The organism is Pyxidicoccus sp. MSG2, from assembly GCF_026626705.1.
Lineage (GTDB): Bacteria > Myxococcota > Myxococcia > Myxococcales > Myxococcaceae > Myxococcus.
Genome location: NZ_JAPNKC010000001.1, coordinates 10,866,185 through 10,882,832, shown reverse-complemented (window position 1 = coordinate 10,882,832; position 16,648 = coordinate 10,866,185). Strand labels below are relative to the sequence as shown.

The 16,648-nt window shown below is 70.1% G+C and carries 14 protein-coding genes and 1 pseudogene; 9 read left to right on the top strand and 6 right to left on the bottom strand.

Going from position 1 to position 16,648, the window contains the following annotated elements:
* Positions 1-23 precede the first annotated feature (23 nt).
* From OV427_RS42160 to OV427_RS42135, 6 genes are all read left to right on the top strand, one after another.
* Entirely contained in the window at positions 24-1,430 is a 1,407-nt protein-coding gene (locus tag OV427_RS42160) for an SLC13 family permease (RefSeq protein ID WP_267861879.1), read from the top strand.
* A 119-nt stretch (positions 1,431-1,549) separates the two neighbouring features.
* Positions 1,550-2,059, top strand: a complete 510-nt coding sequence (locus OV427_RS42155; protein ID WP_267861878.1) for an OsmC family protein — start codon at positions 1,550-1,552, stop codon at positions 2,057-2,059.
* A gap of 12 nt (positions 2,060-2,071) precedes the next feature.
* Complete coding sequence (locus tag OV427_RS42150; RefSeq protein WP_267861877.1) at positions 2,072-3,487, top strand: sigma-54-dependent transcriptional regulator; 1,416 nt, start codon at positions 2,072-2,074, stop codon at positions 3,485-3,487.
* A gap of 44 nt (positions 3,488-3,531) precedes the next feature.
* Positions 3,532-4,710 (top strand): hypothetical protein, encoded by a 1,179-nt coding sequence (locus OV427_RS42145; RefSeq protein ID WP_267861876.1) that lies wholly within the window; start codon positions 3,532-3,534, stop codon positions 4,708-4,710.
* Positions 4,711-4,840: 130 nt separating this feature from the next.
* Positions 4,841-5,233, top strand: coding sequence for a BlaI/MecI/CopY family transcriptional regulator (locus OV427_RS42140; protein WP_267861875.1), 393 nt, complete (start codon positions 4,841-4,843; stop codon positions 5,231-5,233).
* 2 nt (positions 5,234-5,235) lie between these two features.
* Positions 5,236-7,134: a M56 family metallopeptidase gene (locus OV427_RS42135; protein ID WP_267861874.1), complete on the top strand. Its 1,899-nt coding sequence runs from the start codon at positions 5,236-5,238 to the stop codon at positions 7,132-7,134.
* Between the two features lie 3 nt (positions 7,135-7,137).
* Here the strand turns inward: OV427_RS42135 and OV427_RS42130 are convergent, their stop codons facing one another.
* From OV427_RS42130 to OV427_RS42115, 4 genes are all read right to left on the bottom strand, one after another.
* Positions 7,138-8,247, bottom strand: coding sequence for a sensor histidine kinase (locus tag OV427_RS42130; protein ID WP_267861873.1), 1,110 nt, complete (start codon positions 8,245-8,247; stop codon positions 7,138-7,140).
* Positions 8,244-8,957 carry a response regulator gene (locus OV427_RS42125; protein WP_267861872.1) on the bottom strand — a complete coding sequence of 238 codons (714 nt, stop codon included), beginning with the start codon at positions 8,955-8,957 and terminating at the stop codon, positions 8,244-8,246. Before OV427_RS42125 ends, OV427_RS42130 begins: the two co-directional genes overlap by 4 nt.
* The gene (locus OV427_RS42120; protein ID WP_267861871.1) at positions 8,932-10,122 is read right to left on the bottom strand and encodes a sensor histidine kinase; all 1,191 of its coding nucleotides are present in this window, start codon (positions 10,120-10,122) and stop codon (positions 8,932-8,934) included. The genes OV427_RS42125 and OV427_RS42120 overlap by 26 nt, the downstream gene beginning before the upstream one ends.
* Positions 10,123-10,202: 80 nt before the next feature.
* Complete coding sequence (locus OV427_RS42115; protein WP_267861870.1) at positions 10,203-11,033, bottom strand: hypothetical protein; 831 nt, start codon at positions 11,031-11,033, stop codon at positions 10,203-10,205.
* A 282-nt stretch (positions 11,034-11,315) separates the two neighbouring features.
* Here OV427_RS42115 and OV427_RS42110 point away from each other — a divergent pair, with 282 nt between their 5' ends.
* Positions 11,316-12,437 (top strand): epoxide hydrolase family protein, encoded by a 1,122-nt coding sequence (locus OV427_RS42110; protein ID WP_267861869.1) that lies wholly within the window; start codon positions 11,316-11,318, stop codon positions 12,435-12,437.
* Between the two features lie 11 nt (positions 12,438-12,448).
* Positions 12,449-13,159 (top strand): helix-turn-helix transcriptional regulator, encoded by a 711-nt coding sequence (locus tag OV427_RS42105; RefSeq protein WP_267861868.1) that lies wholly within the window; start codon positions 12,449-12,451, stop codon positions 13,157-13,159.
* Positions 13,160-13,628: 469 nt separating this feature from the next.
* Here the strand turns inward: OV427_RS42105 and OV427_RS42100 are convergent, their stop codons facing one another.
* Together OV427_RS42100 and OV427_RS42095 are read right to left on the bottom strand one after the other, a co-directional pair.
* Entirely contained in the window at positions 13,629-14,279 is a 651-nt protein-coding gene (locus tag OV427_RS42100; protein WP_267861867.1) for a TetR/AcrR family transcriptional regulator, read from the bottom strand.
* A 16-nt stretch (positions 14,280-14,295) separates the two neighbouring features.
* Positions 14,296-14,514 (bottom strand): annotated as a pseudogene (locus tag OV427_RS42095) (hypothetical protein); the annotation flags it as partial.
* A 188-nt stretch (positions 14,515-14,702) separates the two neighbouring features.
* Between OV427_RS42095 and OV427_RS42090 the strand changes: the two are divergent.
* On the top strand, positions 14,703-16,634 hold the full coding sequence (locus OV427_RS42090) for a hypothetical protein (RefSeq protein ID WP_267861866.1): 1,932 nt from the start codon (positions 14,703-14,705) through the stop codon (positions 16,632-16,634).
* Positions 16,635-16,648: the final 14 nt, after the last annotated feature.

Below are 16,648 nucleotides of genomic sequence, written 5' to 3'. Positions count from 1 at the left end.
CCCCTCCGGATGCGTGAAGGCCCATGACCTCCTCCCTCCCCACCCCGACCACGGCCGAGGCCTCGTCAGCCTCCTCCCTCTCAGGGGACGCGAGCTCCGAGCGCCGCGGCTGGCTGCGCCCCGCGCTGGCGGTGGGTGGGCTCGCGGTGGTGGCGCTGGTGGCGGGCCTCGGGGTGGAGGGGCCCGTGGCGTCGCGCGCGGTGTTGATTGGCGGGGCGTGCCTGGTGCTGTGGCTCACGGAGGTGGTGCCGCCCTTCGTCCCCACCCTGCTGCTGCTGGGGGCCACGCCGGTGTTGATGGGCCCGCTGGCCGCGGACTACCGCCTGGGCGCGGTGCTGGCGTGGGGCGTGGACCCGGTGCTGGTCCTCTTCCTCGGCGGCTTCACGCTGGAGGTCGCGGCCATGCGCCATGGCCTGGACGCCGCGGTGGCCCGGCACGTGGTGCGACTGTCGCGCGGTCGGCCCCGGCTGCTGCTCCTGCTCGTCATGGGCGGGGTGGCCTTCCTCTCCATGTGGATGTCCAACGTGGCCGCGGCGGCGATGATGCTGGCCGCGCTGCGGCCCATCCTCCAGGCCACGCCGGTGGGGGCGCCGCTGCGGCCCGCCCTGCTGCTGGGCGTGGCGCTGGGCGCCAACTTCGGAGGCATGGCCACGCCGGTGGGCAGCGGCCCCAATGCACTCGCGGTGTCCGCCGCCGGTGCGTACTCGCAGGTCACCTTCGCCGGGTGGATGGCGCTGGCCCTGCCCCTCACTGCGTTGATGCTGGTGCTGGGCTTCGGGCTGGTGCTGCTGCGCTTCCGCCTGGGCGGCCGGCTGGAGCTGCCCACCCAGGAGGCCCAGCCGCTCACCCGCTCCGGCCGCCGGGTGCTCGCCGTGAGCGCGGCCTGCGTGGTGGCGTGGCTGTCCGAGCCCCTGCACGGCGTGAGTGCGCCGGTGGTGGCCCTGGGGGCCACGGCGCTCCTCTTCGGCAGCGGCCTGCTCGAGCGTGAGGACCTGGGCAGGGTGGACTGGTCCACGCTGCTGCTCATCGCCGGGGGCATCGCCCTGGGCCGGCTGATGGAGCACTCCGGCCTGGTGGCGCGGGCGCTGGCCGGCACGGACTTCGGCGCCTGGCCGGTGGCGGCCCGGCTGGGCGTGCTGGTGGTGGCGGCGGCGGCGCTGTCCGCGTTGATGAGCAACACCGGCACCGCGGCGCTCCTCATCCCCCTGGCGATGCAGCTCCACCCCTCGGCGTCCACGCCCGTCCTCGTCGCGCTGGGGTGCTCGTTCGGCATCCCCTTCGTCATCAGCACCCCGCCCAACGCCATGGCCGCGGGCGAGGGGCTCGACTCGTCGGAGCTGATGCGCTTGGGGATTCCCCTCATGCTGGCCGGGTGCTTGCTGGTGAGCCTCACCGGCCCCGCGGTGCTACGTCTCTTCGGACTGCCATGAGCTACCTTCCACGGCCGCTCCTGTACTTCGGGACCAGGGGCACGTCCTTCCAGAAGCACCCGCGCGGCACGCGAGTTGAAGGGGTACTGCCCGCACAGGGCATAGCGGGAGGTTCGCCCATGACGTCCGTGACCATCACTGAGTACGAGACGCGCCTCTTCTGGCAAGGGGAGCGCAGCGCCGTCCTGACGAGCGACCGGGCGCCTCCCCTGCCCATCGGCCGGCCGCTGACGGAGCCCGGCCTGGGAGACGCGGGCCAGTGGGGCCCGGAGGCCCTGCTGGTGGGCGCGGTGGAGGGGCGCACGCTGCTGGCCTTCCTGGACCGGGCGCGCGCGGCGAACGTACAGGTGCTCTTCTACCAGAGCTCCGCCATGGCCCGCGTGGTGGGCACCCCGGGCGAGCAGCCCCACTTCACGGACCTCATCGTCCGCCCGCACGTCGCCGTCCCCACCGAGGAGGCCGCGGAGGCGGCGCGCCTCATCTTCTCCGAGCTGCCCGCGCACTGCTTCCCCAGCTCCATCATCCAGCTCACGCCGCGCATCGAGCCCGTGGTGGAGACGTGGAACGTCCACCGTGGCATCACCCATGAGGCGCGTGCGACATCCTCCGCGAGCGCTGCTGCTTCCTGACCCGAAAGTCCCATGTCCCCACAGCGAATCCTGGTCGTCGACGATGAGGCCAATGCCCGCCGGGCGATTGCCACCATCCTCCAAGAGGAGGGCTACGAGGTCGCCGAGGCCGCCAACGGCGCCGAGGCCCTGGCCCGCATCACCGAGTTCTCCCCCGCGGTGGTGCTCACCGACGTGCGCATGCCGCAGATGGACGGCCTGACGCTGCTGAAGACGGCTCGAGAGCAGGGCAGCGACTCCACCTTCGTGATGATGACGGCCTTCGCCAGCGTGGAGACCGCCGTCGAGGCGATGAAGTCCGGCGCGGACAACTTCCTGCTCAAGCCGCTGGACGCGGACCAGGTGCTGGTCATCCTGGGCAAGGCGCTGGAGAAGCGCAGCCTGCGGCAGGAGGCGGAGGCGCTGCGAGACCAGGTCCGCTCGCGGGTGAAGCGCTTCCACGACATCATCGGCGAGTCGCCGCCGCTCCAGGGCATCTACGACGTGGTCCGCCGGGCGGCGGGCACGCGCGCCACGGTGCTCATCCTGGGCGAGTCCGGCACCGGCAAGGAATTGATTGCCCAGGCGCTGCACCAGGAGTCTCCACGCAAGGACAAGCCCTTCATCCGCGTGCACTGCGCGGCGCTGTCGGAGAACCTGCTGGAGAGCGAGCTGTTCGGCCACGAGAAGGGCTCGTTCACCGGCGCGCTGGCGCGCAAGGAGGGCCGCTTCGAGCTGGCCGACGGCGGCACGCTCTTCCTGGACGAGATTGGCGAAATCTCCCCCTCCGTCCAGGTGAAGCTCCTGCGCGTGCTGCAGTCGCGCGAGTTCGAGCGCGTGGGCGGCACGCAGACGCTGAAGGTGGACGTGCGCATCGTCGCGGCCACGCACAGGGACCTCGTCGCGGAGGTGAAGGCGGGCCGGTTCCGCGAGGACCTCTACTACCGGCTCAACGTGGTGAGCGTGACACTGCCGTCCCTGCGCGAGCGCAAGAGCGACATCCCCGCGCTGGTGAACCACTTCCTGGAGAAGTACGGCGAGTCGTACGGCAAGGAGGTGCGCGGCCTGGCGCCGGGCACGCTCCAGGCGCTCCTGTCCCATGACTGGCCGGGCAACATCCGCGAATTGGAGAACGCGATTGAGCGCGCGGTGGTGCTGGCGCAGGGCCAGGAATTGACGACGGACGACCTGCCCCCCGTGCTGCGCGGGCCGCGCCCCGCCGGCACCTCGGCGGGCGCACTCATCCCCGGCGCCACGCTGGCGGCGATTGAGCGCGAGGCCATCCTCCGCACGCTGGAGATGGTGCAGGGCTCCACGTCGCGCGCGGCCGAGGTGCTGGGCATCAGCGTGCGGAAGATTCAGTACCGCCTCAAGGAGTATGGCCTGCAGGGCGGCGCCCCGCTGAAGGCCGTGGCCGACGAGGACGAGGACCTGGCCGCGGAGTCGTAGGTACCCCAGGCGGGGCTGGCGCCGGGGGCTGGTAGAGTCGCCCCATGCGTCCGAACCGCCGGTCGTCCCGTGGCAGCGTGGTGCGTGTCCTGGTGTGGGCCGTGAGCATCGTCCTGTTGCTCACGGTCATCGGCGGGGTGGCCGCCGACCAGTGGGTGCGCAGGCAGTACGAGCCCGCGCTCGACGCGATCAGCGCCGACCTCACCGCGAACGCGGACCTGTTCTGCGAGGAGCAGGCGCGGCTCGCCGCGGACCCGTGGTTCCACGAGCCGCGCACCGAGGGCGACGCGGGGCCCCTGCTCAACATGTGGCTGGGCTGGGAGCCGCCGGGCCCGAAGATGCCGGCGGACTCGCCGCTCCAGACTCCCCCAGCGCTGGAGGGGAAGATGGACTGGGACGTGCTGCTCGCCTCGGACTTCGACTTCTCCACCCTGGACTTCGGGTGGATGCGCCAGCTCCAGGCGTTCGACCGGTGGGACATGCTCCGGAACACCCCCGTCCCGCCCCCGGAACCGTACTTCTACATGACGGCCTCCGTGCCGAACTACCTCCCCCTGCAGCTCTGGACGAAGCTCCGGTTGGCTCACGGCATCCGCACCGGACAGCCGCTGGAAGCGGCCCGGGACGTGCGGCACCTGGCGTGGCTCGCGTACCGTTCCGACACGATGCTGGGCGCGATGATTGCCACCGGGATTCTGGGCATCGAGCGCAAGGCCCACGACTCGATGCAGTCGCCTCCCCCGGAGTGGCGGCCGATGAGCGCCGAGCAGACCGAGCGCATGAAAGCCGTCTTCTGGGCCGGCATGTCCTTCTCCAGCATCGTCTCCCCCGTCGAAGTGGCGAGGAAGACTCGCGACTGCGGCCCGGCCATCGCCCGGTGCACGGGCCTGGTCGAGGCGGTGGGGATGGCCCGGTACCTCCAGCCGTTCGCGGAAGGTACGTACCGTCCGGCCTACGCCGCGCTGGGTGAGGCGGTTGCCTCGGCGCCCTGCCCCACCTCGCTGGTGAAGACGCTCTGGGAGCACGGCGGCACCATCAAGGACACGCCCCCGGCCGGCAGTGAGCTGCCTGCCCTGCCCGCGTGGGCGCGCGGGCTCCCCGGCGCGCTCACCGGGCGACATGTGGCCGGCATCCTCCTCGCCATGAGCATCCAGGACATCGGCCGCCTCAAGAAGCTCCGCGCCCCGCCCGACGCGCCGGCCACCGCCGACTCCGCGCCCTGAGCCGCTCGCGGGCCGCCTGCCCGAAATACGACACGTGCCGTAGACACGCCGCCCCCGGGCCTGCCTTCCGCGAGAAGAACTACGACGGACGTCGTTGACTCCTACGATATACGTCGTAATACTCCAGCTCATGACCCCCGCGCTGCCGCAACCCACGCGTGCCGAGCTGGCCATCCTGCGAGTCCTCTGGAAGTTGGGGCCCTGCACGGTGCGACAGGTGCACGAGTCGCTCCGTGACACGCAGGACAAGGACACGGGCTACACCACCGTCCTCAAGCTCCTCCAGAACATGACGGAGAAGGGCATCGTCCAGCGCGACGAGAGCGAGCGCACCCACGTCTATGAGGCCGCCCTCAGCGAGAAGCGCACCCAGCGCGACCTGCTCCGCGACCTCATGGACCGGGCCTTCGGCGGCTCGGCGACCACCGTGGTGGCGCAGGCGCTGTCCATGAAGCGCGCCTCCGCCGAGGAGCTGGCGGAGATCCGGAAGCTGCTGGACGAGCACGAGCGGCGGGGGAAGTGAAGATGGACGCACTGCGCACGCTGTCGCAGCAGCCCGTCTTCCTCGCCCTGGAGCAGGCCCTGCTCGGCTTCCTCTGGCAGGGCGCCGCCGTGGCCCTCGTCGTCGCGGCGGCCATGGCCCTCCTCCCCGAGCGCGCCTCCCGCGCCCGCTACGCCACGGCATGCCTCGGCCTGCTGACCATGGCCGCACTGCCCATCCTCTCCTTCTTCTTCACCTTGGCCGAGGCCTCGCGCTCCATCGTCAGTGCAGGCCCCATCGCGGGCGCCCCGGCATCCTCCCTCTCCGCCAACGTCACCTTCACGGTGACGACGACGCCGGGTCCGCTGGGTGACTCGACGTGGCTGGAGGTGCTGCGACCCTGGCTGCTGCCGGTGTGGTGCTGCGGCGTGCTGCTGCTCTCCTCCCGCACCCTGCTGGCCTGGGGCATGACGCTGCGTCTGTCACGCCGCTCCACCGTCGAGGCCGCCAGTCCCTGGCAGCACGCACTCCAGAAGGCCCTGGTGCGCATGCGCATGTCCGGGCCCGTGCGCCTGCTGGCCTCCGCTTCCATCGACGTGCCCATGGTCATCGGCCTGTGGCGGCCCCTCATCCTCGTCCCCGCCAGCGCCATGACGGGCCTGAGTGCCTCCCAGCTCGAAGCCATCCTCGCCCACGAGCTGGCCCACATCCTCCGTCACGACTACCTCGTCAACCTCCTGCAGTCCCTCGTCGAAACCCTCCTCTTCTACCACCCCGCCGTCTGGTGGCTGTCCCACCTCATCCGCGAGGAGCGCGAGCACTGCGCCGATGACCTCGCCGTCCAGTGCTGCGGCGACGCCTACCTCTACGCCCGCGCGCTGGCCCACATCGAGCAGCTTCGCGTCATGCCCTCGCCTCAGCCCGCCCTGGGGGCCGCGGGTGGCTCGCTGCTGGCTCGCGTCCGCCGCCTCCTCGTCGTCTCCGAGTCCCATGTCCAGCGCCGCCCCTGGCGCCTGGCCTCCGGCTTCGGCGCGGCGGGACTCATCGCCCTGCTCGGTGTGTCGCAACTGCCGGAGACGGCGAACGCGGAGCCGCCTCCCAGCCCCAAGCCGTCAAACACCTTGTCCCAGAGGGAGAGCGCGCGCGGCCACGCGGCGACGGCTCCGATGCAGCGGCCCCTGGTGGCTCCCGCCTTCATCCCGCCCCCGGCTCCGGCTCTGGCTCCGACTCCGGCCCGCGCGGCGCGCCCGAGCGCACGGGCCCTGCCGAGGGAGGAGCGCGCGCCCGTCGTGAAGGAGCGCACGCCGCGCACCGCGCCACTGCTCATCCCCGACACGCGGGCCATTGCCCGCACGGAACTGCCGCGCGTCCCGTACTCGCTGGACGCCGAGCCCTCCGAGCCCGTGCTGCCAGGCTCGCCCGTGACGGAGGACTCGACGGAGGCCTTCGCCGTCATCGTCGCGCCCCCGGCCGAGAAGTCCATGCCCGCCGTCCTCGAGCTCGGGCCTGGCGTCACCCCGCCCCGCTTCGTCTCCGGCGAGCGCTTCCATTACAACAGCCTCACGTACGGCATCCGCTCCGCGGTGGCGTCCTTCCCCAAGGGCTCGGTGGTCGCCCGCTGCACCATCACCACTGACGGCAGCGTCACCGACTGCAAGCCGCTCCAGGGCCTGGGCGGCCTGGAGGAGAACGTCATCCGCACGCTGTCCACGTGGCGCTACGAGCCCGCCCTCTTCAACGGGAAGCCGGTGGCCGTGCACTACGTCTTCGACATCGTGTTCAGCACCCAGCCGGGTGGAGCCCGCCTGGAGCCCGTCGGCAAGCAGATGGCGAGCGTGGACATGTCCCGGTTCCGGAGCGCGGCGGATGAGCACTCCTGCATGGTCTGCGGGCGGTTCGCCACCGACGGGCGCGTCCTCTTCCGGTCCGGCGCCGCCTTCTGACGGCTACCGCGCCACCGGCAGCCGGAGGATGAAGCGGGCGCCACCGCCGGGCGCCGAGCCCACCTCCAGCGTGCCGCCATGCTGCGTGACGATGGCATGGACGATGGAGAGCCCAAGCCCCGAGCCCTGCGCCTTCGTGGTGAAGAAGGGCTCGAAGATGCGATCTCGCACCTCGGGCGGGACACCGGGGCCCGCGTCGTCCACGGTGAGCCAGACGTGGCCCGTCTCGTCGTGGCCCGCGGACACCGTCACCCTGCCGCCCGCGGGCGTCGCCTCCAGCGCGTTGAGGCACAGGTTGAGGAGCACCTGCCGCAGCCGCTCCTCCTCGCCCGCCACCGGCGGCAGCGTCTGCTCCAGCGGGGCGGTCTCCAGCGCCACCTTGCGCGCCTCGGCCTGACCGCTGAGCAGGTCCACCACGCGCCGCACCAACGCGCGCACGTCCACCGAGCCGGGGCGGAACTCGCGGGGCCTCGCGAACTGGAGGAAGTCCTCCAGGATGTGGTCCAGCCGGCGGATTTCGTCGCGCACCAGCAGGAGCGGCTCCAGCAGCGGGCCCTGCTGGCCGTCCGGCAGCTTCCGCAAGCGGCGCTCCAGCACGGACAACTGCAGCGCCGCCGCGTTCAGCGGGTTGCGGATTTCGTGGGACAGGCCCGCCGTCATCGTCCCCACCGCTGCCAGCTTCTCCGTCATCTGCGCGCGCCGGGCCAGCTCGCGCTTCTCGCCGTGCAGCCGCACCTGCCGCATGGCCTGCTCCAGCGTCAGCAGCAGCTCCTGCGGCGCGCACGGCTTCATGAGGTAGGCGCACGCGCCCGCGCGCACCGCCGCCACCGCCGTCTCCAGCGTGGCGAAGCCGGTGAGCAGCACCACCTCCGAGTCGGGCGAGCCCTCCTTCAGCTCCGCCGCCAGCGCGGTGCCGTCCCCGTCCGGCAGGCGCAGGTCCACCAGCGCCACGTCGAAGCCCTCCGCCGCGCATTCGCGGGCGGCCCGGCAACTGGAGGCGCCGCGCACGGCGTAGCCCGCATCGCCCAGCAGCTCGTGCAGGTTGTCGAGGAAGGCCGCGTTGTCATCCACCACGAGGATGGTGGGCGGCGGCTTGGGGCCAGGCTCGCTCATGGGACACGGGTGGGGCGCGCGGCGTGCGCCGTCTCCAGCGCATCCACCAGCACGCCGGTGTCGAAGGGTTTCGAGAACACGCCCGCCGCCCCCTCCATCGGTGCCACGTCCGGATAGGCGGTCATGATGAAGATGGGCAGGTGCGGGAAGCGCTCGCGCAGCCGCCGCAGCGCCTCTCCATCCGGGCCACCGGGCAGCCGCAGGTCCACCAGCGCTGCAAAGGGCTCCAGGCAGGCGATGCGGTCCGTGTCCAGCACCGAGGCCGCCGTCACGCACGAGAAGCCCCGCGCGCGCAGCACCTCGCCGAGGTTGTCGCTCAGCGCGGGGTCGTCCTCCACCAGCACCACCAGCCCGTCGCGCCGGGCGCCGGACAAGAGCCCCACCAGCGTGGGAATGGGCACGGGCTTGGGCAGCACCGCGAGCAGCCCCTCGCGGCGCGCCGTCTCCAAATCATCCTCGCGGGGGTAGGCGGTGACGACCACCGCGGCCAGCCCCGGGTCCACCCGGCGCAGGTGGTGCACCGCGTCCGCACCGCTCATGCCGGGCATGCGCATGTCCGTCAGCAGCGCGTCGAAGCGCGTGGTGCGTGCCAGGCGCAGGGCCTCGTCACCGCTGGTGACGACGACGGCCTGGTGGCCCTCGTCGCGGAGGATTTCCGCGAGGTTCTCCGCGAAGGCGCGGTTGTCATCCAGCAGAAGGTACCGACGCATTCGCGTCCTCCGCGGGCATGAGGGGAAGTCGAATCACGAAGCGCGCCCCGGTGCCCTCGCACGGCACGTAGGCGATGGTGCCGCCGTGCCGCTCCAGGATGCGCTTGACGAGCGGCAACCCGAGGCCGATGCCTCGCGTCTTCGTCGTCATCAGCGGCTCGAAGAGGCGGCGGCGGATGGCGTCACTCACCCCGGGGCCGGAGTCCTCCAGCACCAGCTCCGCCATGCCCGGCTCGGGCGCACTGGCGGACAGCGACACGCTGCCGCCCGACTCCTCCAGGGCCTGCACCGCGTTGTCCAACAGGTTGACGAACACCTGGCGCAGCTGGCCCGCGTCTCCCTGCACCGGCGGGAGCGAGGTGAGCCCCTCCTCGCGCACGGTGACGGACTCCGGCCGCTGCACGGCGGTGAGCGCCTCCTGCCACACCTCGTCCAGCCACACCTCCTGCCGTTGCAGCGGCCGGTCCCGAATCATATCGAGCAGATCGGAGACGATGCGGTTGGCGATGCCCACCTGCTCGCCGATACGGCCCAGGTGCTTGGTGGTGCGCTCGTCCACCGCGCCGGGGCGGCTCTTGAGGATGTAGAGCGACGTCTCGATGACGCCGAGCGGGTTGCGCAGCTCGTGGCCGATGGAGCCCACGAGCTGGCCGAAGGTGGACAGCCGCTCGTTGCGCGCCTGCTGCGCGAGCAGGTCCTCGCGGTAGGTGTGGAGCATGATGGCCAGCTCCAGATCCAGGATCTTCCCGAGCGCCACGCGCGCGTCCCGCAGCTGCTCCGGCTGGCGCAGGTAGGCCTCGTCGATGACGGCGTTGAGCTCCTGCCTCAGGACGTTCATCGCGCCGAACATGTAGTGCTGCGGCAGGGAGATGCGCACGTGCATGCGGCCGATGCGGCAGCGCAGCTCGTAGTAGGCCTCGTCCCAGGGGCCGCTCATGAGCTGGCTCATCCAGATTTCCAGCGTGCCGCGGAGGTGGCCCACCTGGCTCTCGCCGCCCTCCAGCGCCTGGCGCGCGCCTTCGTGCTCCAGGATGCGGTCGTAGAAGACGCGGGCGATGCGGGCGAAGTGCGGCTTCGCGATGGCATGCAGGGCGATGAGCGCGCGCTCGTCCGCCTCGCCGAAGCCCACGTAACGCTTCAATTCCTCGAGCAGGGTTTCCGCCATGGTCTCTGGGTTGACAGCCTAACCGCTGACAACGTCCGGCAGCAGCGACTTCCTCCCGGTCCGTGTCGTCCGTTGGGGCCTCAGCCCGCCTCGGGCGCTGCGGCCCTGGGCAGGGCCTCCACCGTGCATCCGGCCCGGCGGGCCACCTCCAACAGCAACAGCTCCCGCTGGACGCGCAGCTCCAACCGCCGCCGCTGCTGGTGCTTCAGGAAGTGGAGGCCGTGGACCACCTCTCCCATCGTCGCCTCGCCCGAGGCCAGGCCCAGCAGCACGGCGCCCAGCGCTTCCTCCGCCACCGGCAGCAGTTGCTGCTCGTGCGCGCCCAGCCGCTTGTCCAGCGAGGCCAGCTCCACGAGCAGCCGGTCCAGGTCGGGAGGCAGCCCGGCGCCTCGGCCCGTGCGCGCGAGGACGAGGCCCGCCAGCGCCTCGCGGTCCAGCTTGCCGTCCGGCGACCAGGGCGGCGGCGTCTCCCCTTCGAGGACGTGGAAGTCCGGGTCCATCCGGCCCAGCCGCCCGAGCAGCTCCGAGCGCGCGTCCGCCAGCGCGACGAGCTCGCCGTCCGTGGCCAGGGCCTCCGCGTCGAGCACCACCCGCTCGTGCGAGAAGACCATCTCCGGCGGCGCCTCGGCGGTGAGCTGGATGAGCCGCTCCAGGAACTCGCGCACGCCCTCCTCAATCTCTCGCGCCTCGCGGTTGTGTCGCAGCCAGAGCTGGACCCGCGCCGGCTCCCTGCCCGGGGCTTCGAGGAAGCGCGCCAGGGACAGCTCCGGCGCGCGCTGCGGCGCGGCCTTCTCCTGCACCGGGCGCGGCGGGGCCATGAGGGGAGAGCCGGGCTCCAGCCCGCTCGCCTCCCCCACGCTCGCGCCGAGCAGCAGGCAGAGGCACACCGGAATCGCGTCACGCAGGGCCATGGGGTCTCCCGTCCACCGGCCCACCGGGGCCTGGCAGCGGGTGGTTGAGCAAGCCTCGCGCCAGACTCCACGCGGGCCCCTGGCGCTCCGTGCGGACGCAGGAATTGCGCCCCGCACCGGCTCGCGCGGAGGCGGCGCAAAGTCTGCGCCGGCTGGAGGGCGACAAGCGCCGTCTCGGCTCACCCCGCCTGGTTGGGCGAGCGTGTGACCGATCACTGCTGACACGCCCTGTCAGCACACCTCGGGCACAACCTTGGGATGCACAAACCAAGGAGACGCACGATGAGCCCTTTCACCATTGCCATTTCCGATTCCGAGCTCGCCGACCTTCGGGCGCGGCTGAAGGCAACTCGCTTCCCCGCAGCGGTCGAAGGCGTCGGCTGGGACGATGGCACCGATGCCGAGCTGCTCAGGCAGTTGGTCACCCACTGGGCGGAGCGGTTCGACTGGCGCACCGCCGAGCAGCGCCTCAACGCGATTCCGCAATTCATCGAGGAGATCGATGGCGAGCGGGTTCATTTCGTTCATGCGCCGGGTCAGGGCGAAACCCGCATTCCCATCGTCCTTGCCAATGGCTGGCCATCGAACTTCGTCGAGTTCCTGCCGCTCATTCCGCTGCTCACCGCCGAGCGAAACGGGGTGTCGTTCGACGTCATCATTCCCTCGCTGCAGGGCTTCGGCTTCTCGGGCCGGCCGACGAAGAAGGGCATGAACATGAGTCGCATGGGTCATCTCTGGGCCGAGCTGATGACCCGGCTGGGCTACGAGAAGTTCCTCGTTGCGTGCTCGGACCTGGGCTCCGGGGTCTGCTTCAGCCTGGTCCGCAACCATCCCGGCCGTCTCATGGGTGCGCACTACCTCAACGTCTTTTCGGGGTACCCGCGGCCGGAGGCGCCGACGCCCGAGGAAGTGGACTACTTCCGGCGCGTCGATCTGTGGACCTTCACGCAGGGCGCCTACGTCAGGCTTCACGGAACCAAGCCGCAGACGCTCGCCGTCGGCCTCAACGATTCACCTGCGGGCCTGGCGTCGTGGATCATCGAGAAGTTTCACAGCGGGAGCCGGCTGCAGGACGGCCGCCTCGAGTCAGTCTATTCGCTCGACGACCTCTGCACCCTGCTGTCGGTCTACTGGTTCACCCAGACGATTGGTTCATCGGTTCGGCTGTACAAAGAGGCCTTCGCCGATCAGGAGCTGCTGATGCCGATGCCCCGCCACGACGTGAAGCATGGCGTGCTGGTGCCCGCCGACGTCGACAATCCCGCGCCGCGCGCCTGGGGCGAACGGCACTTGCAGAACCTTGTCCACTGGACCGAGGCGGGGCAGGCCGGGCACTTCCCAGCACTCGAGGCTCCGGAGCACTACGCGGCCGATATCCGGGCGTTCTTTGGCACCATGAGGTGAGCCGCGCGCGCATGGACAAGACCGAACGCCTCTTTGCTGTCATGGACGCACTTCGCCGGCACCGCCGCCCCGTCACTGCGGCGGCTCTGGCCAAGGAACAGGATGTTTCCGTGCGCACGCTCTATCGCGACGTGCGGACGCTCATCGGTCTTGGCGCGCCCATCGTTGGCGAGGCGGGCGTGGGCTATATGCTGAAGCCGGGCTTCTTCCTGCCGCCGCTGATGTTCACGGCCGAGGAACTCGAGGCGCTGGTGCTCGGCTCCCGCTGGGTCGAGGCCCAGCCGGATGCCGGCCTTGCCGGGGCGGCGCGCAATGCGCTTGGCAAGATCGCCACCGCCTCGCCCGACGATCTGCGCGACCGAATGAAGGACACCGGGCTCTGGCCCATCCTGATGCGCGGCGGGTCTGCGTCCGTCCCGGTGCTCGGCCTCGTGCGCCGGGCCATTCGCGAAGAGAAGGCGCTCCTCATCGTGTATGCCGACGGGAAGGGCCAGCCGAGCCAGCGCGACATCTGGCCGGTGCAGCTCGCGTTTCACGAGGGCAAACAGATCGTTGCCGCCTGGTGCTGCTTGCGCCAGGCCTTCCGCAATTTCCGCGTAGACCGCATCACCGCAGCCTCGGCGACCGAGGCCCGCTACGGCCGCCAGCGGTCCGTGCTCGCGCGGGAATGGCGGGAAGAATGGGAACGCCTGTATCCCGACTGGGGGCAGCCACCTTCTTGATTCGCGGTTCCTTGCGCGTCACCCCGCCTGGTTGGGCGAGCGCAGCAGCAGTTGTCGCTTGAGCGCCGCTCCGATCGGGTTGGCCTCGAGACCGACTCACCAGGTCCTCGGCACAAGGCCCCTCGGGGAACTCGAGCGCATCCGCCCCCGTCCAGCGCGCGTACCGTTTGCGCTTCAGGTCGCGCTGCACCTCGCGCGCCACCTCGCTCCACGCGGACCAGGGCACACCGAGCGCCGCGTAGTCCGTCCGGAGGCGCTCGTCCGCGGGGGCCGAGACCTCGTTGGGGCGCTTCTTGAAGTCGGCCCGCACGCGCTTGAGTTCCTTCGCGAGCGCGGGCAACTCCTCCGCCGGACAGCCGCCGGTCAAAAGCCGGAGGTGGGAGACGGGAACGCCGTGCAACTTGAGCAGCCAGGATTTGAACGCCGACCAGGAACTCCTCTGCGCGCTCTTTGGACGCCTGGGCCTGAATCAGCGCAGCGGCAATCCCAGCCGCATTGCCAGGAATGACTGCATCACGTCGGCCGCGGCCTGGGTGTATTCGTTCGTCATGCGGCCATGAAGGTAGAAGGACGTACGTAGGCTCGCGGTGCCGAACTCCACCGCCAGCGCTGCGATGTCTGGCGACCCCTGCGGGATATCGATGCCGCGCGTCGCGAGCAGGTTGCGCGCGAGCGTGCCGAGGCGCGCGATCGTGGATTCGAGCGCGCGAAAGCTCACATCCGAGACCGGCCCGGTCAGCAGGACGACCTGCGCCGCCGGATGCGTGCGGTAGAAGTCCGCCGCCGCATGAACCATGCGCGTGATCGGTTCCTGCCAGTCCTTGGCCCTCGTGAGGCTTTGGGCATAGCTCGTCAGGTGCGCTTCCAGCGCCCCGAGTTGGCGCTCCGCGAGCTCGTTGAGCAGGGCCTGGGGGGTCGGAAAGAACTTGTAGATCGTCGATCGAGGGTACTCGAGACGTTCCGCCAGCGTCGGGATCGAGAAGGCCGAAAGCCCTGATTCGAGCAGCAGTTCCTCCGCCGCCTGGAGCACGGCATCGACCCGGACCTTGGCGCGCTGCTGCTGCGGCTTGCGCGCCACGAAATCTGGGTTGGGGGCGGATTGACGCGCATCGTCAGTCATGGCGCTTGACTCCATTGCGTTCGTCGCGGACTCGCAGTCGGCGGAGCTGGTTCTTCCACGCCAGGGTTCGCTCGACAACCCAGCGGTGGCGGCCGAGTCGTTCCTCGGACTCGACGCCCGGACGGGCAATACGAGAGGCGATGCCGCGCAGGCGCAGCCCGTGGGCGTCTCCGAGACGATGATGCTGGCTACCCGCCTTCGCGCCATCCGTCGGGTTTGGGCCCGTGAGAGCTCCCGTCAGGGCCATTACGCGACAAATGTCGCCTATGACACTTTCGCGACAAATGTCCCTTTTCAGGACAAGAAGGAAAGGAGCTCATACCGCGAGTGTGACTCGGAAACTCACGTCTCCGAGCACGCGCCCACCCGGTCGGACCGAGGCCCCATCCGACCGACCCACAGGATGTCAGTAGGAGGGACGGCATGGCGGCACGTCTGACTCGAAGCGTTCTCGTCGCGATGTGTTTTGTGAGCGCCGGCATCACACCGGCGGCAGCTCAATCGGACCTGCTCGGCAGCAAACGTGGAGGGCACTACTGGTTCGAGTTCTGTACGGGCAAGTCCGATGCGACGCTCTTACCGCCCGACCCACGGTCACTCGTGACGCCGACGTCGAACAAGAACGTCGTCTTCAACGTGGGGTGGTACTCGTGCATGGACCGGGCTCCGCTGACGTGTGGCGAGCTGCGGTCGAGCAGCGCGGCTGGAGGGCGGCTGCTCGGCGGAAACGGAAGTCCCGACGCCGGCTGGGAGTTCAGCGGACATTCCGCCTGGAGTCTCTGGTCGATGTCGGCGTCCCAGTACAACGCGCTGTGGCTGAAGTGGGGCCTGCCGTTTCGGCCTTCCGACTTCGACAGCCTCGTCGCCGAGCGCTACGGCAGCCCGCTCAGCTCGCAGCGCAATCCGTATCCTCTCCCGTTCGAGGATCCGAACCGCACGAACGGTGGCTCCGGCCAGCTGCCGATGGCACTGACCCAGACACGCAACCCCGACGGCTCGTGGAGCGGACAGATCGGCGTCACGTGTTCGGTCTGTCACGGCGGCCAGGTTGGCAAGGCAAGCGACGGCGCGGGCCTGGGGGCGTTACACGGCACCAACGGCCTCACCGACGTGACCCTGCTCTTGAGCGAGCTCGGAGGCCTCAACCCCGCCTTCACGATCGCCTCCCTGAACCGCATCCGCGGCACGGGTAACATCACCAACTTCCAGCTCTTCGCCCTGCTCACGATCTTCGATCCCGACGGGACGATCCCCGGCGTCTTCCTCAATCCGGAGATCTGGGCGGCCGGCTCGACCGGCACGGAAGACCCGCCGAACTGGTGGAACCTCGGGCACCGGCCGGCGAAGTTCTACGACGCCGGTATGAGCAGCGACGCCACGCGCATCGAGCTCTCGTGGTACATGCCGGGCGCCGCAACTCCGAACTACCAGGGCGGCTATGACTGGATCCTCAACAACGAGTACCAGGCGAACACCTGGATGCTCGGTCTGAAGTCGCCGGCCTACCCCCTGCCGGTCAACACGGCGCTCGCGGAGCAGGGGTCGATCCTGTTCCACACGCTCGATCTGTGGGCAGCGAACCGCAACAACCCGGTCGTGAAGCCGCAGCAGGCCGGCAACGGCTCGTGCGCGAGCTGCCATGGAGCCTACGCGCCGCGCTACGTGAACGATCCGAACTTCCTCGCCAATCCCTTGTTCGAGGGCATGGCGGCCAACGTCACGCCGATCGAGGTCCTCGACACCGATGAGGCCCGACTGCTTGCCAACGACGGAGCCATCGCGACCCAGGCCAGGTACAGCTTCTTCGGGTACGAAGGTCAGGACGGGTGCGCCGACAAGTACAACCTGATCGGCTATCTCGCGCAGCCTCTCTACGGTATCTGGGCGTCCGCCCCCTACTTCCACAACGGCTCGGTGCCCGACCTCTGGAGCTTGCTCAAGTCGTCGGACCGCCCGCGGATCTGGCGTCGCAAGTCGAAGTCGCCGAGGTTCGGCGTCGTGATGGGATTCGAGACCGACCTCGCGAAGGCCTATGACCCGACCAAGGCCGGGTGGAAGTACGACACGATTCCGTGCAGCCACCTGACCTTCTCGCCGTTCAACCACTGCAATCCATGGGATCCGAACGAGACGCCGCTCATCGAGAGCGGGCTGTCGCTGCTGTACGGCAACGGCGCGCTGGCCTGGAACCTCCTCGGCAGCATCGTGGCCCCGAGTTTCTCGAACTCGGATATCGAGGATCGCAAGATCTACAACACCCGGATGTTCAGCCAGTCGAACTCGGGCCACACCTTCACCGACGTGCTGACCGATGCGGAGCGCACCGCGCTGATCGAGTACATGAAGACGTTGTGAGCCCTACCCCGGAG